General features: G+C 68.8%; 15 protein-coding genes. 4 read left to right on the forward strand and 11 right to left on the reverse strand.

Going from position 1 to position 21,678, the window contains the following annotated elements:
• Positions 1–814: ATP-binding protein (locus B7767_RS00005; RefSeq protein WP_143652107.1), on the reverse strand; the 814-nt coding region annotated here is incomplete at its 3' end.
• 1,500 nt (positions 815–2,314) lie between these two features.
• Between B7767_RS00005 and B7767_RS00015 the strand changes: the two genes are divergently transcribed.
• Positions 2,315–4,489: an AIPR family protein gene (locus tag B7767_RS00015; protein ID WP_085570245.1), complete on the forward strand. Its 2,175-nt coding sequence runs from the start codon at positions 2,315–2,317 to the stop codon at positions 4,487–4,489.
• 68 nt (positions 4,490–4,557) lie between these two features.
• Here the strand turns inward: B7767_RS00015 and B7767_RS00020 are convergent, their stop codons facing one another.
• Positions 4,558–5,031: an ATP-binding protein gene (locus tag B7767_RS00020; protein ID WP_085570246.1), complete on the reverse strand. Its 474-nt coding sequence runs from the start codon at positions 5,029–5,031 to the stop codon at positions 4,558–4,560.
• Between the two features lie 139 nt (positions 5,032–5,170).
• On the opposite strand from B7767_RS00020, the gene B7767_RS00025 reads away from it, so the two are divergent.
• Both B7767_RS00025 and B7767_RS00030 read left to right on the forward strand, forming a co-directional pair.
• Positions 5,171–6,055 (forward strand): helix-turn-helix transcriptional regulator, encoded by an 885-nt coding sequence (locus tag B7767_RS00025; protein ID WP_085570247.1) that lies wholly within the window; start codon positions 5,171–5,173, stop codon positions 6,053–6,055.
• A complete protein-coding gene (locus B7767_RS00030; RefSeq protein ID WP_085570248.1) occupies positions 6,045–6,239 on the forward strand; it encodes a DUF397 domain-containing protein in 195 nt (64 codons plus the stop codon). Before B7767_RS00025 ends, B7767_RS00030 begins: the two co-directional genes overlap by 11 nt.
• 60 nt (positions 6,240–6,299) lie before the next feature.
• Here the strand turns inward: B7767_RS00030 and B7767_RS00035 are convergent, their stop codons facing one another.
• The 6 genes from B7767_RS00035 to lepA form a co-directional block, all read right to left on the reverse strand.
• Complete coding sequence (locus B7767_RS00035) at positions 6,300–7,790, reverse strand: class I SAM-dependent DNA methyltransferase (RefSeq protein ID WP_085570249.1); 1,491 nt, start codon at positions 7,788–7,790, stop codon at positions 6,300–6,302.
• An 87-nt stretch (positions 7,791–7,877) separates the two neighbouring features.
• A complete protein-coding gene (locus B7767_RS00040) occupies positions 7,878–9,497 on the reverse strand; it encodes a class I SAM-dependent DNA methyltransferase (RefSeq protein ID WP_085570250.1) in 1,620 nt (539 codons plus the stop codon).
• Positions 9,494–10,978, reverse strand: coding sequence for a restriction endonuclease subunit S (locus B7767_RS00045; protein WP_085570251.1), 1,485 nt, complete (start codon positions 10,976–10,978; stop codon positions 9,494–9,496). Before B7767_RS00045 ends, B7767_RS00040 begins: the two co-directional genes overlap by 4 nt.
• Positions 10,975–14,655 (reverse strand): DEAD/DEAH box helicase family protein, encoded by a 3,681-nt coding sequence (locus B7767_RS00050; RefSeq protein ID WP_256923263.1) that lies wholly within the window; start codon positions 14,653–14,655, stop codon positions 10,975–10,977. Before B7767_RS00050 ends, B7767_RS00045 begins: the two co-directional genes overlap by 4 nt.
• A gap of 268 nt (positions 14,656–14,923) precedes the next feature.
• Positions 14,924–16,798 (reverse strand): long-chain fatty acid--CoA ligase, encoded by a 1,875-nt coding sequence (locus B7767_RS00055; protein WP_085570252.1) that lies wholly within the window; start codon positions 16,796–16,798, stop codon positions 14,924–14,926.
• Positions 16,799–17,056: 258 nt separating this feature from the next.
• Positions 17,057–18,925 carry a translation elongation factor 4 gene (gene lepA / locus B7767_RS00060; protein ID WP_085570253.1) on the reverse strand — a complete coding sequence of 623 codons (1,869 nt, stop codon included), beginning with the start codon at positions 18,923–18,925 and terminating at the stop codon, positions 17,057–17,059.
• 242 nt (positions 18,926–19,167) lie between these two features.
• Here lepA and rpsT point away from each other — a divergent pair, with 242 nt between their 5' ends.
• Positions 19,168–19,434: a 30S ribosomal protein S20 gene (rpsT, locus tag B7767_RS00070; protein WP_030858234.1), complete on the forward strand. Its 267-nt coding sequence runs from the start codon at positions 19,168–19,170 to the stop codon at positions 19,432–19,434.
• A 189-nt stretch (positions 19,435–19,623) separates the two neighbouring features.
• Here the strand turns inward: rpsT and holA are convergent, their stop codons facing one another.
• Genes holA through B7767_RS00085 form a run of 3 tightly spaced genes read right to left on the reverse strand, consistent with a single transcriptional unit; the run spans position 19,624 to position 21,676 of the window.
• Entirely contained in the window at positions 19,624–20,601 is a 978-nt protein-coding gene (gene holA / locus B7767_RS00075; protein WP_179166981.1) for a DNA polymerase III subunit delta, read from the reverse strand.
• A 55-nt stretch (positions 20,602–20,656) separates the two neighbouring features.
• The gene (locus tag B7767_RS00080; RefSeq protein ID WP_085570258.1) at positions 20,657–20,902 is read right to left on the reverse strand and encodes a hypothetical protein; all 246 of its coding nucleotides are present in this window, start codon (positions 20,900–20,902) and stop codon (positions 20,657–20,659) included.
• Between the two features lie 24 nt (positions 20,903–20,926).
• A complete protein-coding gene (locus tag B7767_RS00085; RefSeq protein WP_256923264.1) occupies positions 20,927–21,676 on the reverse strand; it encodes an arylamine N-acetyltransferase in 750 nt (249 codons plus the stop codon).
• Between the last annotated feature and the right edge of the window lie 2 nt (positions 21,677–21,678).

Consider the following 21,678-nt stretch of genomic DNA (forward strand, 5'->3'; position numbering starts at 1 on the left):
TGAGCGAGGTGACCAGGTCCTCGTCCAGTTGCCCGGCGAGCAGATCGGAGGCCTCGGCGAGGAAGGACAGGGCGCCGCGCCCGAGCCAGGTCCCGTCCCGACCGTGCCGGCGGGCGAGCCAGTCGTCGCCGTACGAGCCGCCGCGCCAGGTGTCCCGGGCGGGACCGGGCGTCTCCCGGTGGCCGGACGAGGTCCGGGAGACCGGCGTGTCCAGCGGACCGGGGCCTTTCCGTTCCGTCCGGGGCGGCTCCGGCGCGAGGATCTCCGCCACCCGCAGATCCCGCGCCAGCGTGCGCTCCCCGGCGTACGCCTCGATCCGGTCGCCCGCCGTGCACCCCCCTGCGGCCAGGCGCGCCCACACCGTCTTCGTGCCCGGACGGTAGGTGATCCCCCAGGCCTCGGAGAGCGCGGCGACGAGGCGCAGGCCGCGCCCGTACTCGGGGGTGTCGTACGGCGACCCCTCCGGCTCGTTGCCGCGCGGCGCGCGGGAGGGGTGCTGGTCGGCGACCTCGACGACGAGCGCGCCGGTCCCCTCCTCCAGCCTGCACGCCATCCGCACCTCGGTGCCGGCGTGCACGACGGCGTTGGTGACGAGTTCGCTGGCGATCAGCGTGGCGTCGTCGCCGACGCGGCCGGTGAGGTGTTCGGCGCCGGGCAGGGCGAGTTCCGCCCATTCGGTGAGCGCCTTGCGCAGCAGGGCGCGTGCGGCACCCGGTGCGAAGGGGCTCCCGGGCAGGGTCGCGTCCACCCACGCGCACTCCCGCGCGCCGGAGGCGCACGAGGCGGTCTCCCGTTGGGTCGGAATGGCCCCCATGGGCAGCTCCCCGGGCAGTTCGTACGAAGAGAACTCGATCGATGCCGACAGGGTGACAGACCGGACCCGCCCATAAGCGCCGAGTCACCGAAGTGGACCGCCAAGGGTGAGAACAGCGTCAGGTGTGCGGTCAGGAACGGACAGGAAGCCGCCGCGTTCCGGTCATCGCGGAAACGCGACAAGAGGGGCGGGGTCCCGGCCGTACCGGCCCGGGACCCCGCCCTACATGGGCCAGCCAGACGAATCGAGGCGTTTCACGCCAGGCGTCGGCAGAAGGCAGCGCGCTAACGCCGGATGTGAATGGTGATCTGAGCCGCACCGCTCGCGGCCACAGCGGCGACGGCCACCTCACTGTGCCCGGTGAACGCGAGGACGAGTGCTGCGGCCAGCGGTGCCACTGTGGTCAGGATCGGCACCCATGAGCGCGGCCGAACACGGGTCTCGGCGCTCACTGGCTCAGCATTCGCTGGGGTACGGTCAAGGGACGTCATGGGTTCTGGTCTCCTCACAGTGGATCGGCAGCCCGATGTCGGACGAAGGGAGACCTTCGCGAGGCGGCTTCCTACGGCATGGCCTCGCGATGTCTCCCTTTGCCGTTCGAGGCGCTCGTACGGTAAGCCCGGCGGGCACACGGAGACAGCCAGGAACCCGCCAGTACTCCGTGACCAGGCGCACGTCAGGCGCACGTCAGCACAGTCCTGTCATAGAAATCACCCTTGTGAGAGGCGAGTTGGACGCTCGCTCTAGCCAGAAGCAGTCACCGGCCGCCACCGAGGTCCCCATTCCCTCCTTCGTGTGAACGGCGGCCCAGGCTCCCGTGACGTCTCGCGTCCCGACTGGGGGTGGCATGACCGCCGAACCGCTTGAGCGCGCCCTGGACCACGAGCAGCGCCTCACCCGGCCGACGTCTCCACCGGAGTCACGGCCCCGCTGCTGCGGCCGACACGGGAGACCGATCCACCCGAACCGCAGCGGCTCGACGAGGAGGTCTTCCAGCAAGTCGCCTATTCGGCATTCTTATTGCGCCAGCTTTACGACATGTACGTCGAGCACTTCCCGACCCTCGACAACGGCGACGGCCGACTATGCGGCTACGTACTGGTGGTCACCACTGCGATCAGCTGTGACAGTTGAGCCCTCGGCCCATGACGCGGCCGAGGACTGCCGCCGCCACGGACCGGGGCGTGAGTTGATGGTGGAAGTCCTGAGACGGCTGCGCCACAGCGGAAGCGAGCGGGTCCGGCCGACCATGGAACCCGTCAACCGCGCTGCGGCCCTGATCTACAACTCCCTGGGTTTCCGCCCCGAACGACCGGACGCGGGCCCGCGCCAAGACTGCTCCAGTTTCGGCGAGGGCTGCCAGGCCATGCACCTCACACTCACCCGCCCGCACACCGAGCTGACATCAGCACCAATACACAACAAGCCATTTGGCTGAGATGCGACTATTTGTCGTGTTTAAACTGACAGGTTGGTCGAGGCCTCGATGTTGGGGGATGCATGGCGCAGAGCGGGCAGCAGAACATGCCGCTGGAGGTTCAGCACATCCGGAAGGCGCTGCTGAAGGAGTTCGGGGAGATCATCTCCATGGACGACTTCGTGAAGAAGGAACTCAAGGAGCGTGAGACGGCCTTGCTGTCGCGGGCGGTCTCGGCGAAGGCGGCCCGGATCCTCACGGACTGCACGTCGGAGGAAGCGGCAGCCGGGGTCATCGACGGCCGTGACGACTTCGGCATCGACTGTGTGGCCTTCTCCGCCTCGGGCTCGGAGATCTATCTGATCCAGGCCAAGTGGAAGGACAAGGGGACGGCCGGCTTCGACACCGAGGCCGCCCTCAAGCTGATCCACGGGCTGAAGAAGCTGGACAACCGCGACCTCGACCACTTCAACGAGCGGCTGCAACTGCTCTCGGACCGCATTCACGGTGTCCTCAAGCTGCCCACGTGCAAGGTGCACCTGGTGATCGCTCTCATGGGCGACGGCCGTCTCTCCCCGGAGACCGCCAACATCCTGGACGAGGCGGCCGACGATTTCGGCGGACACGGACGGACCGTCGCGTACCGGGTGGTGAATCAGGCCGAGTTCCACCGGGCCGTCCGAGAGGACCTGGAACCCCAGCCCATCACCCTCAGGGCGACCATGAACCGGGAGTGGTACCGCCGTGAGACCCCGTTCAAGGCGGTAATCGGTGAGGTCAGCGCCGATCAGCTCGCCCGCTGGTACGGAGGCAAGGACGAGGGCGAGGGACACGGCGAGCGCCTCTACGACCGCAACGTCCGCCGTTCGCTCGGACTGACCGGCGTCAACCAGACCATGGTCGATTCCATGCTGGAGGACCCGGAGGGCTTCCTCTACCGGCACAACGGCATCACCGTGCAGTGTGACGAGATCATCCAGGAGTACCCCTTCAAGCGGGCGGTGGGCCAGCCGACCGTCCTGACCCTGACCAACGCCAGTGTCGTCAACGGCGCCCAGACGGTCACCTCCGCGTTCCGGGCCTACGAAAAGGACGCGGAGGCCACGGGGGAGGCGTACGTGATGGTGCGCGTCATCTCCTTGGACGGCACGCCGGAAGGGTTCGGCCGCTCCATCACCAAGGCCACCAACACCCAGAACCACATGGAACGCCGGGACTTCATCGCGATCGACCCGGTCCAGAGCGAGATCCAGAAGGATTTCCGCATCTCCCTCGACAAGGAGTACGTCTTCCGGCGCGGCGAGCTGGACCCCGCGCCCGAGTCGGGCTGCTCGGTCACCGAGGCGGCCACCGCCCTGGCCTGTATGCACCGGGACTCCTCGCTCGCCGTGCGGGTCAAGGGATCGACCAACGCCCTGTGGAGCGAGGGACCGGGCGGCGCCTACACGCGCCTCTTCGGACAGCAGCCGAGCGCGCTGCAGATCTGGCGTGCCGTCCAGGTGCTGCGGCTCGTACGTGACGAGCTGACGAAGACCCGGGCGAAGCTCTCCGGCCGGCCCGCCTCGATCGCCGACAGCGGGACTCTCCTCATCGCCCACCTGGTCTTCCAGCGTGTCGGGAGAGAGCGCTTCGAGGAGCCGGAAGGCGACTGGGAGGGCGTGCTCGCGGAGATCCCGAGCCAGGTGAGCTCCGTACTGGCCTGCCTGATCAGCATGGTCGACACCCTCTTCACCCCGAAGAGCTTCGTCACCAGTACGTTCGCGAACGAGGAGCGCTGCGCACGCCTGGTCACGGCGGTACTCGGGACTCTCGACCGCGGGGTGGGACCGGACTCCCCCATGAACTTGGCCGCCCTGATGAAGACCGCCGGGCCCGGCCGACAGCGCAGGCCGCAGACCGTGCGGCTGCTGGTCGACCACGACGCGATCGAGGAGGGCACGCGTCTGGAGTACGCCCCGAGCGCCGTGGAGGAGCTCGCCATCGGCGCCTGGCTCAACGCCGACCCCCGGCGCCGCCGCGCGAGTTGGGTCAACGACCGCAGGAACCCGCTGCTCTGGGAGGCCGACGGCAAGCGGTACTCGCCCACGGGACTGATCTCCCAGATGTGGAACGAGGCCGACTGGAAGGAACAGTGGAGCGCGGTCCAGGGGCCCAAGCAGTGGCGGGTGCCGGGTGAGGGAACACTGGTCGAGATCGCCGAACGGCTGTGGCAGCGGATCGCGGCCGGGGAAGAGACCGAGGACGATCACCTGTCGTGACCGGGCGGCTGGGGCAGGGGCGTGAACCGGCGGGGAGGCGCCGGTACTCGCCAGTCGTCGGAGCCGTCTCACCTCGGCGGCCCCGGCAACTCGGCCCATACGGTCTTTCCTGCGGGGAAGCGGGGTAGGACCCCCCACCGGAGCGCGAGCGCGCCCACCAGGACCAGGCCACGTCCGTGCTCGCCGTCCGGGCACGGTGCCGGTACCGGCATGGGCAGCCGCTCACCCCTGCTGTCGGCGACCGTGATCCTCAGGGTGCCCGAACCCCCTTCGGGAGGGAGGACGAGGGCCATCGTGAGCAGGAAGTCCCGCCCGGGAACGCGGCCGTGGGTGACGGCGTTCGCGGCGAGCTCACCCACCACGAGTTCGGCGGCGTTCAGATACTCGCCGCCCCGGTCCCACCCCCAGTCCACCAGTTGCTCAGCCGCGAGGAGGCGGGCAAGGCGCGCCCCACGCCGGGTCGAGCTGAACTGCTGACGAAAGGGCGCGGGCGCGGGAACCCGGCGAGCCAAGGGAGATCGGTTACGGATTTCATAGTTCATGTCACAGAGAGTGTCCGGAGCGTCGTACGCTGACCAGAGGAACCATCGGTACGGCACGCGCCTGTACCGCCGTTGTCGGTTGCGTGTCCGTGCCGACGGACGTAACCGGGTGGCGGTCGGGCGGGTTGGGGGATGCGTGATGACATCGGGACCCCGTCAGAACAATGCCGAAGGCCGCCCCGAACCCCCGGAGGACACGGACGGTCTGCTCGATCTGAACAGGGCTGTGGGCAGACAGGTCAAGCTGCTGCGCGAACGCGCCGGCCTGACCCAGAAGGAGTTGGGCGACCGGCTGGGATACGGCGAGGACCTGGTCTCGTCCCTGGAACGGGGCCGCCGCACACCTCAGCCCGAGTTCCTCGACGCGGCGGACGACCTGCTCGGCGCCGAAGGGCTGCTGAAGGCGACCAAGGAGGACGTGGCACGGGCGAAGGCCCGGGCTCGGGTCCGGCATCCGGCTTGGTTCCGGGACTATGCGCGGCTTGAGGCTGAGGCGGTCGAGGTCAACTTCTACAACAACCATGATGTGCCTGGGCTGTTCCAGACCGAGCGGCGAACTCGCGCACTGTACGAGATGCGAAAGCCTCTCCTGGCAGAGGAGACCATCGAGCAGCGGGTGACTTCACGGATGGACCGCCAACGCATCCTGACCGAGTGGCCCCCGCCCATGGTGACGGCGGTCATCGAAGAGGTAGTGCTTCGTCGACCGATCGGAGGGCCAGAGGTCCACAAGGAACAGTTGACGCGACTCCTCGAACTAGGCCGACTCCGCACCGTCGAGTTGCAGGTCATGCCCACAAAACGGTACGAACACGCTTGCATGGGCGGTTCCTTCACCCTCCTGACGCCAAAGGGGAAGCCTCAGGTGGGATACACGGAAGTACAGGCCGTCGCACGTCTGGCCACGGACATGGACGAGGTCCGTATTCTGGCCGCACGCTACGGCAGCATCAGGGCCCAGGCTCTCACTCCGCGAGAGTCCCTGGCCCTGATCGAGAGGATGCAGACCGACGATGAGTGCTGAGAGCTCCCGACAGCTTGTCTGGCACAAGAGCAGCTACAGCGGCAACGAGGGGGGCGAGTGCGTGGAAGTGGCCCTCGCAGCAGAGAGCGTCCGCATCCGTGACTCCAAGGACGTGGACCGGCCGTCCCTCTCCGTACACGCGCATGGCTGGGCGGCGTTCGTGGCCTTCGCGGCAGCCGACTGAGTGAGCAGAGGGTGGGAGGTCGGCTGCCCGTGGCCGACCTCCCACCATCGCTCTCCTCGCCTACGGCAAGGCCTCCGCGACCTCACGGAAGTGTGCGGCCGCGTTGTCGAGCAGGCCGGCGATCTCGGTGGCCATCTCCTTCGGGGAACCGAAGTCGTCCAGCTCCGGGGCAAGGTTGGCCGGCAGGTCGAAGCTCACTTTCGGATTGTCCAGCAGTTCGTCCACCGTGTACCGGCGGAAGCGTTCCGACTCGGTGCGCTCGGCGCCTTCCGGCAGGCACGCGGCGACGAAGTCGTCGAAATCGGCTTCCTCGACCGGGTTTCCGGTGTCGGTGCGGTGGTTGCCCGTGCGCGCGTCGTAGACCCACAGCTCCCGTGTGACGGGACGGCCGTTCGGCTTGGGCGTGGCTTTGGTGAAGAAGAGGACGTTCGACTTCACGCCCTTGCGGTGGAACATGCCGGTGGGCAGCCGCAGCAGCGTGTGCACGTCACAGTTGCTCAGCAGGGCGCGCCGTACGGTGGCCGCGGCGCCTCTGCCGGACAGCACCCCGTCGGGCATGAAGACGGCGGCCCGCGCACCTGACCTCAGGGTGACCATGAGGTGCTGGAGGAAGTTCGTGGGGAAGTCGCCGTAAGCCAGGAAGTCGTCCCGCATGGTGGCATTGGGGACCACGCCGTCGCTCTTGAAGGGCGGGTTGCAGATGGCCACGGTGGGGAGGGTGCTGTCGGCCCGCACCACGGGAACCTTGTGCGTGAGGGTGTCCGCCAACCTCACGGGCGCGGGGTCGGAGAAGGGCCGTCCGGTGTTGAACAGGATGTTAAGGGTGGCCAGTCGGCACATCTGGGCGTCCAGGTCCGCTCCGGCGATGGCGGTCGGGTCGGTGGACTGCAGCGCCTGGTGGGCCGCGATGAGCGTGGAGCCGGTTCCGCAGGCCGGGTCGATGACGGTGTCCTCGGGTCCTACCTCCAGCACCTTGACGACCGCGCTCAGGACAGGGGTGGGCGTCAGGATCTGACCGGTGTCGATCTTGCGGTCGATGTCCTCCCGGCAGGCGCGCAGCATGATGGTGAAGGCCCGTCCCAGCTCGGTCTGGGGTATGAGCCGCCACTGGTAGGGGTCGATCTGCTCGGTGATGAGCTTGGTGAGCTCGGCCATCCGGCCGAGGTCCCAGGGCTGCGCGTCACGGAAGACCATGGCGGCGATCCGCCGGTCGAGACGGGCGGGTGCCTGGTCGTCGAGCTCCCGCATGAGATCGGTGAGACCGGAGTGCAAGGCGTCGCCGCTCAGATCGGTCAACCGCGGCCAAGTACCCTCAGGGGCGACGGACTTCCGGGCGAACCGCCCCGGCCGCTGTGAGCGCTCGTGGTCCAGCTTCAAAAAGAGCAGATAGCCGACGTGCTCCACGAACTGAAGGCGCGTGATGGCGCGGGTGCTGGTCTTCTCGTCGTAGAAGCGCAGGAGGCGTGCGGCGATGTCCTCGCCGGTCCAGAGCGCTTCCGGCACACCTCCCGCCGCCGCTCCCGCCACGCCGTTGCCGAGCCCGTTGGCCATGCTTCACCCAGTCCCTGTGTCGGTCCCGGGGCGGAGTGACCGCCGCCGGGACCTCTGGGCAGGTTAATCAGAGGGCCGAGAGGCGGGCTACCGCTCCTGGTCTTGGTCTGTCTCTTCGGTGGTGCCGGTGGTGGTGCTGTGCGCGGGATCGCTCGCGGCTTGGCCTGCCTCGTTGCCGGTGCTCGTCGTACCGACGGCCTTCTTCAGGGCCTGAGCGACGGCGGTGAACTCGGCCAGGGCGCTTTCCAGATCGTCCACGATCTCCTGAGCGATCACATCCGGCGGCGCGAGTGTGGCGGAGGAGGCGGAGGCGGACTGAAGCACCGTCAGGTCGAGATTGACCTTGTCACGTGCGATCAGCTCATCGTACTCATAAGGCTGGAAGCACTCACTGGGCTTTCGGGCTGAGTAGTCCGCGCCTCCGGAGTGGAAGGCGGCGACGAAGTCGTCGAGGTGTTCGCGGCGCAGGGCGCGCTGCTTGAGGGTGAAGCGCTGGTCGGTACGGAAGTCGTAGACCCAGAGCTGCTTGGTGGCGGGCGCGCCGCCGGGCCGGGGCGGGACCTTGTCGAAGAACAGGACGTTCGCCTTGACGCCGTTGGCGTAGAAGATGCCGGTGGGCAGACGCAGCAGGGTGTGAACGTTGGTGAGCTCTAGGAGACGGCGGCGGATCTCCGCGCCGGCGCCGCCCTCGAACAGGACGTTGTCGGGCAGAACGAGCGCGGCCCGGCCGTTCGTCTTCAGCAGGGTGTAGATGTGCTGGACGAAGTTGAGCTGCTTGTTGGTGGTCTGGGTCCAGAAGTCCTTGCGGGCGGTGTACGCCTCACCCGTCACCGAGCCCACACCGAAGGGCGGGTTGGCGAGGACGATGTCGTAGAACTTGTGGGGCGACTTCGCCAGGGAGTCCTGGACCGTGATCAGCGGGCGGCCCTCGGACGTGCCGATGCCGTGCAGCAGCATGTTCATCAGCGCGAGCCTGGCCGTCTCTCGCACCAGTTCGTAGCCGGTGATGGCGCCGGTCTGGAGCTTGCGGCCCTCGTCGCCGTACAGCTCGTCCTCGTAGCGCTCGGCGATGTGCGCATGCGCGGCGATGAGGAAGCCGCCGGTACCGCAGGCGGGGTCGGTGATCGACTCTCCGGGCTTGGGCTGCACGCAGTCGACCATGGCGTCGATGAGCGGGCGGGGGGTGAAGTACTGGCCGGCTCCGGTCTTGCGGTCCTCGGCACCCCGCTGGAGCAGGCCTTCGTAGGCGTCGCCCTTGAGGTCCTGGTTCTCGCGGGTCCAGGTGTAGGGGTCGATCAGGTCCTTGACGAGCCGGTCGAGGACGGCGGGCTCATGGATCTTGTTCTGCGCCTTGGTGAAGACCTCGCCGAGCATGGTCCCGCCCTTGCGGCCCAGCTCCCGCAGGATGTGCTCGTAGTGGTCGAGGAGGTCCTCGGACGAGCGGCTGGTGAGGCTGGCCCAGTCCAGGCCCTCGGGGACCAATGGTTCCTCCGGCTCGTTCCTGCGGAACCGCGCGGGACGGTTGGCCCGCTCGTCGGCCATCTTCAGGAAGAGGAGGTACGTGAGCTGCTCGACGTAGTCGAGGGTGGAGACACCGGAGTGCCTGAGCAGCTCGCAGTAGGACCAGAGACGGTTGACGAGCGTGGAGGTCGTCTCACCGGCGGACCGGCGGGTGGTGCTGTTCACTGAGGCGGGGGTGGTGCTCATGAGGGCAGTTCTTCCTGACCGGGCGGTGTGGGGCGGGGCTGGTGGGCGGTGCGCTTACGGGGGGCTTTTGCCCCGTATACGGCACGGATCCGGTCAAGCATCACCGATGCCGGTTCATCGGCGGGGTCCTGGGGGACGAGGGCGCCGGTGAAGGCGGCGTGGAGGAGGGAGGCGCGGAGGTCCTGGGCTCGGGCCAACGCATCTTCTGCCATGGCCCGTGCGATCGCCACACCTTCAAGGTGGAGCTCGATCGTCTTCACGAGCTCTTCCTGAATCTCGCGGGGCGGAATCGGCACAGGAAGCAGCTTGATCTTCCGGAGACTGATCGATGCGAGGTTCACCGACTGAGTTCCGTTGCGATCACACCACGACTTGCCGAAACCGTTGGCGTGCCATGCCAAGAGCTTGGGATGAATCTCTGCATCGATCACACGCGCCCGGAACACATGGTTCTGATGGATGCAGTTGTCGATTTGCCCGTCCCAGACCCAACCACGCCCGAGCTTGTCCCTGTCGCCACCCTCGTTGAGGAGCACATCGCCGCGCTTCAAGCGAAGCGCCTCCGCTTTGTTCGGAGCAACGCGAATGGTCGCCACCCTGTCCAGGACTATTTCTCCACGCTGGACATTGGCAACGCGCAGATACGGCACTTCTACGTAGTCTGGATCACCCTGACGCTTACTGTCCTTGGTCACGCCACCGACAACTGCAGCAACCTGCCCCAGGCGGGCCCATTTCCAGCCTACCGGAAGATGGGGAAGTGGGCCGTCGTCGATATCAGCCTTCTGCAGAAACGCAGGAAATAGCTCACTCTCTTCCAGACAGCCTCGGGATCCCAGGCCGGTCACCTGCTCGGCAAGCATCACAGCACTGGAAAGCGCAGCCGATGCCGCTGCCTCGCCCGCTTCGATCCGGGCAAGGTTTTGCTCGGCCTCGGCAACGATGCGCAACTGTTCCGGCAGAGGCGGCACAACGATTTCCGTGGCGAGCAGGACTTTCCTTGCCACGCTGGCCTGGTTCACATGATTGTTCAGGACGGTCTTGAAATAACCACCGAACCACAACCAGTGCAGCTGAATGGCGAGAAATTTACTGTCGAGCCCTTCAGGCCCACGCAGCCGGGTCATATGGTTTGAGTAAGCCGCAGGCTCGAGCGAGCCGAACCACGCGGTCTTCCCCACGAGAGCCGGGCTGTTCGTGTTATTGAAGATGACGTCGCCGTACTCAACCCGCCGGTCCGACTCATCCGCCACGTAGCGGGCGTCGGACAGGTCAATGGCGCCATTACGTGTGATGTTCATCGGGCGGAGGTGCACGATACCGTCGCCGTCCCGGTTGTGCTTACCGCTGGCAAATCCGGGCTGGACCTCTACGCCGAGCTCCCCCAGCGTCGCCCGCGCCCACCCCGCCGGAAGCCCGCCCGAGCCCTCGGAGCCCTCCCCGGCCCCGCCCTCCGCAGCCGTACCCAGCCCCAGCGTCACGCGCCCAGCTCCCTGTCCAGTTCGTCGAGGATGTCTTCCGCCCTCGTCTCGCCGAACTGCGCCAGGAAGCCGTCCGTGCCGTTCCGCTTGGTGAACGGGGCGTAGTCGAGGTCGGCGGTGTCGAAGCGTACATGTTTGACCGTGGCGGCGGCGATGTGGTCCAGCCACCAGCGCTCTTGCTCGGTGAAGATCACACCGGCCTGCTCCTGCCGCGTCAGCCAGGCCGCGTACCGCTCCCGTATCACCTCGTCGTGCGGACGTGGCGGCTTGGCGCCCTTCTCCGCGCCGCCCTCCAGTTCGTACCGCATCAGCGCGAGCAGGTCGGCCGCCGTCCGTGCGGCGGAACGGTCCGCCGCCACGGCCTCGCCGACCTGCTCGTAGGAACGCCAGAGCCTGTCCGTCGTCCAGGCGCGCGGCGGACGGGCCACGGAGCGCGCCAGGTCCTTCAGACGCCGCAGGGCCTCGCGCGGCGGCACCTGCGAGCCGGCGGCGAAGGCGAGGGAGAGCGCCGCGATCTCGTCACGGTGCTCGTCCACGTACGCCCGCCAGTCGCGTACCGTCTCGCGGGCCGTCGACTCGTCCTCCGTGACCGCGCCGGCGGAGACCAGGGCGTCGCGGCTGGTCTCGTCGTACAGGATGTCCTTCGCGCGCCGCATCTCCAGCAGCCGGCCACGCAGCGCAGGGTTGGACGCGAGAGGCTGCAGGGCGCGGTCCACCGCGGCCCTGACGGCCTTGTCCGGGTCGAGTCCGAGCCGCTCCGCGCCCTCCCGGGTCTTCGCCTGCTCGTCGACCGCCACCGCCTCGACCATGTTGTGGACGATGGTCTTCAGGGGGACGCCGCCGCTCAGGCTCTCGATCTCCGCCCGCTCCTCGTCCGTCATCTGGAGATCGAGTTTGGCGAGGCGCGAGGCGAGGGTGGAGACGTGCTCGTCCTCCGCGACCCCCCGGGCGGTCAGACGGAGGAGTTTCTCGAGGTTGAGGTCCTTCTCCGTGTGCCGCTCCAGCGGGCCCGCGTCCACCTTCTCCTTGCGGGTCACCCCCACCGCGTCGACGATCACGAAGTGCGTCTTCGGACCGACACCCGGCGTGACCCGCTCGAACTCGGTGAGCGACAGGGTCCGGGCGCCCCGGCCCTTCATCTGCTCGAAATAGGCCCAGCTGTTGACGTCACGCAGGAACAGCAGGCACTCCAGCGGCTTGACGTCCGTGCCCGTCGCGATCATGTCGACGGTGACGGCGATGCGCAGCTGGGGCAGGTTACGGAAGTCGGAGAGGCGTTCGGCGGGCTTGCGTGCCGCGTGGGTGATCTTCGCGCAGAAGTCGTCGCCCTTGCCGAAGACGTCCCGGACGACCTCGACGATCTCTTCGGCGTGGTTGTCGTTCTTGGCGAAGATCAGGGTCTTGGGGACGTACATCTCGTCCCACAGCAGCTCGTTGGTCTCCGGATCGCGCTTGGCGCGTCCCGGGAAGATCTCGGTGAACAGGCGCTCACGGAAGGTGCGGATCACCGTGCGCAGCTGGTCCTTGCTGATCACGCCGACGCCGACTTCGCGGGCACCGTAGGTGACGTCCTCGTCGAAGTCCTCGTACCGCTGTCTGCGGGTGCGCCGGTCGCGGACGGGGATGGTGCCCTGGGCGATGACTCCGCCCTCGCCCGTTATCCGGGTGAGGATCTCGTAGACCTGGAAGTCGACGTTGACGCCGTCGGCGACCGCTTCCTGATAGGTGTACTCGCTGACCAGGTTGCCGTTGAAGTAGCCGAAGGTCTGCGCGACGGGTGTCGCGGTGAGGCCGACGATCGGGGCGTCGAAGTACTCCAGGACGGAGCGCCACTTGCCGTAGATGGAGCGGTGGCACTCGTCGACGACGATCAGGTCGAAGGCCTCGGGCGGGATGTTCCGGTTGTACCCGACGGTGATCTCGCCGGGTGTCTCGTAGGAGAACTCCTCCTCGCCGTCGGTGCCCGTCCGGGCGGGGACGGTCGCGCCGGTCAGCTCCATGTACAGGCGCTGCACGGTGGAGACGACGACCTTGGCGGAGGGGTTCATCCCCTCGGCGCCCAGACGCTGCACGTTGAACAGGTCGGCGAAGGTGCGGTTGGTGTCGGGGGTGATGAAGTTCTCGAACTCGGTCTGCGCCTGGGCGCCCAGGTTGTTCCGGTCGACCAGGAACAGAACACGCTCCGCCTGCGCGTACTTGAGCATGCGATAGGCGAACGTGACCGCCGTGTACGTCTTGCCGGCACCCGTCGCCATCTGCACCAGGGAGCGGGACTGGCCGGTGCCCTGCTGGCCCCTGCCGTGCGCGACGGACTCCTCGACCCCGCGCACCGCCTTGATCTGTGCGGGACGCAGCGGGCGCTCGTCGAGCTCGGGCATGCGCAGGCGCAGCCTGGCGCGGTAGGAGGGGGCCTGCGGGTCCTGTTCGGCCTGGCGCATCCACCGGGCGAGGGTGCGGGGCTGGTGGAAGGAGAAGATGCGCCGGGTGCGCGAGTCCGGGTCGAGGGTGTTGCGGAACCGGGTCTCGCCGCCGTCCGAGACGTAGCGGAACGGCAGAGGGGTGCGCCAGGCGATCAGGCGCTGCTGGGCGTCGGTGGGATGGTCCGCGTACCGGTCGGCCTGCTCCTGGGCGGCGGTGAGGTCGGCGCCCTCGCGCTTGGCCTCGATCACCCCGACCAGCTTGCGCTCCACGTACAGCGCGTAGTCGGCGCGGCCCTTCGCGGTGGTCACTTCGCGGACAGCAACGCCGCTGCCGCGCCGGTCGCCCTGCACATAGAGGTTGAGGTCGGCGCCCGCGTCCTGGACGCTCCAGCCGGCCTCGGTGAGCATCTCGTCCAGGCGGGTGCGCACCTGGGCCTCGGTGAGGGGTTCGCGGGCGGCCTGCTCGGCGTTGTCGAGGAGCCGGGCGCGCTCGGCCACGGCCTCGGAGGTGGCGGACGGGGTGGTGGCCCGCAGGCGCAGCAGACGGGTGTCGGCGGCGGTCTGTGCCTGCTGGAGTGCCACGAGCTGGTCGCGCATGGCCTCGACCTGGCGGGCGAGTTCCTCGCGCTCGGCGGTGACGGCGGCCAGATCGCGTTGTGCGGCGGCGCGGGCCGTCTGCTCGGCCTGTGCCTGGCTCGCCTGGCCCTCGTAGCTCAGGCGGGCTTCCTCAAGGGCGCGTCGCGTCTCGGCCACTTGGGAGCGCAGGGCACGGTTCTCGGCGGCCGGGGTGCGGGCCGGGTCCGGCGGGACGAAGGTCCGCTGGTCACGGGAGGCGGTGAGGAGACGGTAGTACCAGACGCCCAGGCGATGGCAGGTCCGCAGCGCGCGGAAGGCGTCGTCGGGATCGTCGTGGCCGTCGTGGTTGGCCTTGTTGCCCAGGATCCGGACCTCGTGGAAGGCGTCCTTCACGTTGCCGTGCAGATAGCCCTCGCGGTCCAGGGCGGCAAGGCGTTCGATCTGCTTGTCACCCGTGTAGGGGACACGGCCCCGGAGGACGAGGTCCGAGGCGAGGGCCTCGCCGAACTGCCGGGACTTCAGGAGCGAGGTGTTCGGGTCGGTGAAGACATGCGCCTCGGCGGCGGCGCCGTAGGCCACGAGCAGGGGCAGATGGTCGTACAGGAAGCCGAAGTTCCGTGAGGTGCGGGCGAGTTCGGCAAGTCTGGGATCGGGCGTACGCGCCGTACCACCTGCGCTCATCGGATGAGTACGCTCTCTCTGATCAGCCGTTGGCCCCGCGTCCGTATCCGATCCGCCGGGGCTCCTGAGGATCTTCGAGCCTAGCGGCCGTCGGCGTGTCAGGCCACGCTTTTGCGTACGGGCTTCGACGGCGGCGCTCCCGGCGGATGGTGATTGGAGCGTTTCTCCAACTGAGGCGCTGCCTGTGCCGCGTTCTGTCGGGAGAAACGGTCCAATCGTGACCGCCGGGGCGCCGGGCGGGGCCCGGCGACCCCCGGCACCGTGACCGTCACGCCTCGCGGGCGCCCTCGTACATCTCCTCGATGAGGTGCTTGTACTCGCGCTCCACCACCGGGCGCTTCAGCTTCAGGCTCGGGGTGATCTCGCCGTGCTCGACGTCGAGGTCACGGGGCAGGAGGCGGAACTTCTTGATGGTCTGCCAGCGCTGCAGGCCCTCGTTGAGCTGCTTGACGTAGCCGTCGACCATCTCGACCGTGGCGGGCGCGGCGACGATGTCCGCGTACGCCTTGCCCTCCATGCCGTTCTCGGCCGCCCAGGCCGTGAGGGCGGCCTCGTCGAGGGCGATGAGGGCGGTGCAGTAGTTCCGGTCGGCGCCGTGGACGAGGATGTTGGAGACGTAGGGGCAGACCGCCTTGAACTGGCCCTCGACCTCGGCGGGGGCGATGTACTTGCCGCCGGACGTCTTGATCAGGTCCTTCTTGCGGTCGGTGATGCGGAGGTAGCCGTCGGGCGAGAGCTCACCGATGTCGCCGGTGTGGAACCAGCCGTCCTCCTCCAGGACCTCGGCGGTCTTCTCGGGCAGGTTGTGGTAGCCCTGCATGATGCCGGGGCCGCGCAGCAGGACCTCGCCGTCGTCGGCGATGCGGACCTCGGTGCCGGGCAGCGGCTTGCCGACGGTTCCGGTGCGGTAGGCCTCGCCGGGGTTGACGAAGGAGGCGGCGGAGGACTCGGTGAGGCCGTAGCCCTCCAGGATGTGGACGCCGGCGCCGGAGAAGAAGTAGCCGATCTCGGGGGCGAGGGCGGCGGAGCCCGAGATGCAGGCGCGGAGGTTGCCGCCGAAGGCCTCGCGGATCTTGGCGTAGACGAGCTTGTCGGCGATGTTGTGCTTCGCCGAGAGACCGAAGGGGGCGCTCGCGGTGCCGGTGCGGCGGAAGTTGTCCTGGGTGACCTTGGCGTACTCGCGGGCGACGCCGGCGGCCCACTGGAAGATCTTGTACTTGGCTCCGCCGCCGGCCCTCGCCTTGGCGGCCACGCCGTTGTAGACCTTCTCGAAGATGCGGGGCACGGCCGCCATGTAGGTCGGCCGGACCACCGGGAGGTTCTCGATGATCTTGTCGACGCGGCCGTCGACGGCGGTGACGTGGCCGACCTCGATCTGCCCGGAGATCAGCACCTTGCCGAAGACGTGCGCGAGGGGCAGCCACAGGTACTGCACGTCGTCGCCGCCGACCATGCCGGTCGCCGGGATCGCCTTCGCCATGTACGCCCAGCAGTCGTGCGGCAGGCGTACGCCCTTGGGGCGGCCGGTGGTGCCGGAGGTGTAGATGAGGGTGGCGAGCTGGTCCTTGGTGATCGCGGCGACGCGTTCCTTGATCAGCTCCGGTTCCTTCTGGAGCCGGGCGGCGCCGAGCTTCTCCAGGTCGGTGAGGGTGATCACGAAGTCGTCGGTCTCGACGCCGGCCGGGTCGACGGCCACGACGTGGGTGAGCTCGGGCAGCTCGGCGCGCTTCTCGACCGCCTTGGCGACCTGCTCGGCGTTCTCCGCGATGAGTACCCGGCTCTGGGAGTCGGACAGGATGTAGGCGGACTCGTCGGCGTTGGTCTGCGGGTAGACCGTGGTGGTGGCTGCGCCCGCGCAGAGGATGCCGAGGTCGGCGAGGATCCACTCGACCCGGGTGGAGGAGGCGAGCGCGACCCGCTGCTCGGGCTCGACGCCCAGCTCGATCAGGCCGGCCGCGATGGCGTGGACCCGCTCGGCGGTGCCCGCCCAGGTGAGGGACTTCCAGTCGTCCGGGCCCTCGCCCGAGGCCGCCGGGACCGGGTAGCGGTAGGCCTCGCCGTCCGGTGTGGCCGCCACGCGCTCCAGGAAGAGGGTCGCCAGGGTCGGCGGGCGGTTCTCGATCAGTGTCTGTGTGTCGCTCACGACATCCTCCGGGGCCCGCGACGGTGCGGCTGGCTCAGTGCGGCTGGGACTTCCTCGCGCCGTTGTTTAACTCGCGAGTAACTATCGAGCACGGACAGAGTAAAGCGCGACCGGCCACCGCGTAAGGGGTCACGGCCTGTCACTTCACACGGAGAGCTACCCCGTGGACGCGCGGGGCCCGCCGTACTCGCGTACGACGGGCCCCGTTACACCCCGGTTTGCGGAGTGACCCGCGGTAACCTCCGGTCGCTCCCCCGGCTACTTCTTGGCCTTGCCGGATCCCGCGCTGTCGTCGCTGGAGAGGACGGCGATGAAGGCCTCCTGCGGAACCTCCACGGAACCCACCATCTTCATCCGCTTCTTGCCTTCCTTCTGCTTCTCCAGCAGCTTCCGCTTGCGGGAGATGTCACCGCCGTAGCACTTGGCGAGGACGTCCTTGCGGATGGCGCGGATGGTCTCGCGGGCGATGACCCGCGAGCCGATGGCGGCCTGCACCGGCACCTCGAAGGCCTGCCGCGGGATCAGCTCCTTGAGCTTGGCGACGAGCCGCACGCCGTACGCGTACGCCTGGTCCTTGTGGGTGATCGCGGAGAACGCGTCCACCTTGTCGCCGTGCAGCAGGATGTCGACCTTGACCAGGCTGGAGGTCTGCTCGCCGGTGGGCTCGTAGTCCAGGGACGCGTAACCGCGGGTCTTGGACTTCAGCTGGTCGAAGAAGTCGAAGACGATCTCCGCGAGCGGGAGCGTGTAGCGGATCTCCACGCGGTCCTCGGAGAGGTAGTCCATGCCGAGCAGGACACCGCGCCGGGTCTGGCACAGCTCCATGATCGAGCCGATGAACTCGCTGGGCGCCAGGATGGTGGCGCGCACGACCGGCTCGTACACCTCGCCGATCTTCCCCTCGGGGAACTCGCTCGGGTTGGTGACGGTGTGCTCGCTGCCGTCCTCCATGACCACGCGGTAGACCACGTTCGGCGCGGTCGCGATGAGGTCGAGGCCGAACTCCCGCTCCAGCCGCTCACGGATCACGTCGAGGTGCAGCAGGCCGAGGAAGCCGACGCGGAAGCCGAAGCCGAGGGCGGCGGAGGTCTCCGGCTCGTAGACCAGGGCGGCGTCGTTGAGCTGGAGCTTGTCGAGGGCCTCGCGCAGCTCCGGGTAGTCGGAGCCGTCCAGGGGGTAGAGGCCCGAGAACACCATCGGCTTGGGGTCCTTGTAGCCGCCGAGCGCCTCCTCGGCGCCCTTGTGCTGGCTGGTGACGGTGTCACCGACCTTCGACTGGCGGACGTCCTTCACACCGGTGATGAGGTAGCCCACCTCGCCGACGCCGAGGCCGTCGGCGGGCAGCATCTCCGGGGAGTTGGTGCCGATCTCCAGCAGCTCGTGCGTGGCGCCGGTGGACATCATCCGGATCCGCTCGCGCTTGTTGAGCTGGCCGTCGATGACACGGACGTACGTCACGACACCGCGGTAGGAGTCGTAGACCGAGTCGAAGATCATCGCGCGGGCGGGGGCGTCCTTGACGCCGACCGGGGCGGGGATCTCGGCGACCACCTTGTCCAGCAGCGCCTCGACGCCCAGACCGGTCTTCGCGGAGACCTTGAGCACGTCGTCGGGGTCGCAGCCGACCAGGTTCGCCAGCTCCTCGGCGAACTTCTCCGGCTGCGCGGCCGGCAGGTCGATCTTGTTCAGTACGGGGATGATCGTGAGGTCGTTCTCCATCGCCAGGTAGAGGTTGGCGAGGGTCTGGGCCTCGATGCCCTGGGCGGCGTCGACCAGCAGGATCGTGCCCTCGCAGGCGGCGAGCGAGCGGGAGACCTCGTACGTGAAGTCGACGTGCCCCGGCGTGTCGATCATGTTGAGGATGTGCGTGTTGCCCTTGTCGTGGGTCGGGGCCCACGGCAACCGCACCGCCTGGGACTTGATCGTGATGCCGCGCTCGCGCTCGATGTCCATGCGGTCGAGGTACTGAGCGCGCATCTGCCGCTGCTCGACCACTCCGGTCAGCTGGAGCATCCGGTCGGCGAGCGTGGACTTGCCGTGGTCGATGTGCGCGATGATGCAGAAATTGCGGATCAGCGCCGGGTCGGTACGGCTCGGCTCGGGCACATGGCTAGGGATCGCGGGCACGCAGGGTCCTGATTCTTGAGGCGTCCGCATACGTGTGCTTGTGCGTCTGCGGTCTCGGGTCGGATCGATACGTAGCTTCCATGGTCCCACGGGTGGCGACCGGGGACGGGTTTGGGCCGCTGAACGGGCCGCTGGTAGTGTGGGGGGCTGTGTCTCATGCCCTCTCAGCGCGAGGCACACCCCAAGAAATCACCGGTACGGGTCCCGAGCGGTCCCGTGCCAGAACCTGTAGAGGCTCATTCGTGGCGAACATCAAGTCCCAGATCAAGCGGAACAAGACCAACGAGAAGGCCCGGCTGCGCAACAAGGCCGTCAAGTCCTCTCTGAAGACCGCGATCCGCAAGGCCCGCGAGGCCGCCGCCGCGGGTGACGTCGAGAAGGCCACCGAGTACCAGCGCGCCGCCGCGCGTCAGCTCGACAAGGCCGTCTCGAAGGGCGTCATCCACAAGAACCAGGCCGCCAACAAGAAGTCGGCGCTGGCTCAGAAGGTCGCGGCCGTCAAGGGCTGAACCACCCTTTTGATCTGACCGCCGGCGGGACCCGGGCGGGCCCTCTCTCATCCGCCCCCGGCCGGCACCCCGAGCTCGTACGCGGCCTGCGTTCGCCACGCGGGTGCGAGCTCACACGCTTCAACCGAAGACCCCGCCCTCGCACCCTTCCCCGGGTGGTGGGCGGGGCCTTCGGCCTCTTCCGCGCCGTTACGCCCGTCCCCGTGAGCGGGCCGCACGGGCGATCGTGACGACCGCCTTCTCCAGGGCGTACTCCGGGTCGTCCCCGCCGCCCTTCACGCCCGCGTCCGCCTCGGCGACCGCGCGCAGCGCGACGGCCACGCCGTCCGGGGACCAGCCGCGCATCTGCTGCCGCACCTGGTTGATCTTCCAGGGCGGCATACCGAGATCGGCGGGGCGCGCGTTCGGCGACGACTGCAGCTTGCCGATCGCCCGTACGCCCTGGGCCAGCGCGCTGGTGATCAGTACCGGGGCCACGCCGGTCGACAGCGACCAGCGCAGGGCCTCCAGGGCCTCCGCCGCACGTCCCTCGACCGCGCGGTCGGCGACCGCAAAGCTCGACGCCTCGGCCCGCCCGGTGTAGTACCGCCCGACGACCGCCTCGTCGATCGTGCCCTCGACGTCCGCGACGAGCTGGGACACCGCCGAGGCCAGCTCCCGCAGATCGCTCCCGATGGCGTCGACCAGCGCCTGGCACGCCTCCGGGGTGGCCGACCGGCCGGCGGTGCGGAACTCGCCCCGTGCGAAGGCCATCCGGTCCGCCGGCTTGGTCATCTTCGGGCACGCCACCTCCCGCGCCCCCGCCTTGCGCGCCGCGTCGAGCAGCCCCTTGCCCTTGGCACCGCCCGCGTGCAGCAGGACGAGCGTGATCTCCTCGGCCGGCGAGCCGAGGTACGCCTTCACGTCCTTGACGGTGTCGGCGGACAGGTCCTGCGCATCGCGTACGACGACGACCTTGCGCTCCGCGAAGAGCGACGGGCTGGTCAGCTCGGCGAGGGTGCCGGGCTGGAGCTGGTCCGGTGTCAGGTCGCGCACGTCCGTGTCGGAGTCGGCGGCCCTCGCGGCGGCCACCACCTCCCGCACGGCACGGTCGAGCAGCAGGTCCTCCTGGCCCACGGCGAGTGTCACCGGGGCGAGGAGGTCGTCGGATGCGGTCTTCCTGGCCATCGCGACAAGCATCCCACGCGCCACTGACACCGCCGCCCGGCCGGCGGCCGCCGGGCTACGGCTCCTCCCGCCAGCCGTCCCACCCGGCCACGAACTCGTCCAGCTCCCCGGGATCCAGCCGGGCCGGCTCGTCCCGCAGGAGGACGAGCCACTGCGCGTCCTCCGCGTCGTCCTCCCCCGCCAGGGCGTCCCGCACCAGCCGCGGCTCCTCGTCCACGCCGAACCGTTCCCCGAGGGCCTCGGCCACCTCCTCCGCGGCGTCACGGTCGGGCAGCACCAGCACATGTCGCACATCACTCACACGGGTCATTGTCCGGTACCGGGGTCAGCCGCTCTTCCCGGTGCCGCGCGCCGTCGGCACCGTGTCCAGCACGATCCCGAACCGCTCCCGGTAGAGCGCGAGCACCTCCTCGTCCGTCCCGGTCTCCTGCTCCTGCCGCGTGCCGTCCGGCGCGGTGACCGTGAACCGCCGGCCGCTGATCGTGATCCTGCCCCCGTCCCCGGTGATCCGCGAGCACACCGGCGACCGCGTGAAGTGGGAGGCCGGCGAGGTGCTGTGCCACCACGCTCCGACCGTGAAGTCGGCGAGCGCCCTCGGCCGGATCTCCAGCCGGTACACCGGCCGCCCGTTCCGGCTCACGTCCAGGTCCGCGGCCTCCACCCGGTCGGACCCGCCGCGCACCCCGGCCGCGTCGGGGCCCGCCTCGGCGATCCGGAACGCGCCCCCGGCGTCCTCCTGCTCCCCGCGCTCCCCGAAGGCCAGCGGCAGGTGGAAGTGGGTGCCGAAGCCGACGTCGGCCAGCCAGTCGCCGCCGTCCACCGTCCGCACCCGCAACGCGAGATGGTCGTACGGGATGCCGAGCCGGCCCCCGTCGCCGTGCACCCGCGCCGCGAGGAGCTGGACGTCGTAGCCGAGGGCGGCGAGCAACGCCCCGAAGGCGCCGTTGAGTTCGTAGCAGAACCCGCCCCGCCGCGCCTCCACCACCTTGTCCAGCAGCCGCTTCCCCTCCAGCACGATCTCCTCGCCGAGATGGATGGACAGGTTCTCGAACGGCACGGTCTCCAGGTGCCGCAGGT

This window comes from Streptomyces sp. 13-12-16 (assembly GCF_002114215.1).
Lineage (GTDB): Bacteria > Actinomycetota > Actinomycetes > Streptomycetales > Streptomycetaceae > Streptomyces.

Excerpts from the sequence above, each read along its gene's own strand:
- B7767_RS00040 (WP_085570250.1), bottom strand. The coding sequence starts at position 9,497 with ATGAGCACCACCCCCGCCTCAGTGAACAGCACCACCCGCCGGTCCGCC.
- B7767_RS00020 (WP_085570246.1), bottom strand. The coding sequence starts at position 5,031 with ATGAACTATGAAATCCGTAACCGATCTCCCTTGGCTCGCCGGGTTCCC.
- B7767_RS00025 (WP_085570247.1), top strand. The coding sequence starts at position 5,171 with ATGACATCGGGACCCCGTCAGAACAATGCCGAAGGCCGCCCCGAACCC.
- B7767_RS00015 (WP_085570245.1), top strand. The coding sequence starts at position 2,315 with ATGGCGCAGAGCGGGCAGCAGAACATGCCGCTGGAGGTTCAGCACATC.
- B7767_RS00035 (WP_085570249.1), bottom strand. The coding sequence starts at position 7,790 with ATGGCCAACGGGCTCGGCAACGGCGTGGCGGGAGCGGCGGCGGGAGGT.
- B7767_RS00030 (WP_085570248.1), top strand. The coding sequence starts at position 6,045 with ATGAGTGCTGAGAGCTCCCGACAGCTTGTCTGGCACAAGAGCAGCTAC.
- holA (WP_179166981.1), bottom strand. The coding sequence starts at position 20,601 with ATGGCCAGGAAGACCGCATCCGACGACCTCCTCGCCCCGGTGACACTC.
- B7767_RS00050 (WP_256923263.1), bottom strand. The coding sequence starts at position 14,655 with ATGAGCGCAGGTGGTACGGCGCGTACGCCCGATCCCAGACTTGCCGAA.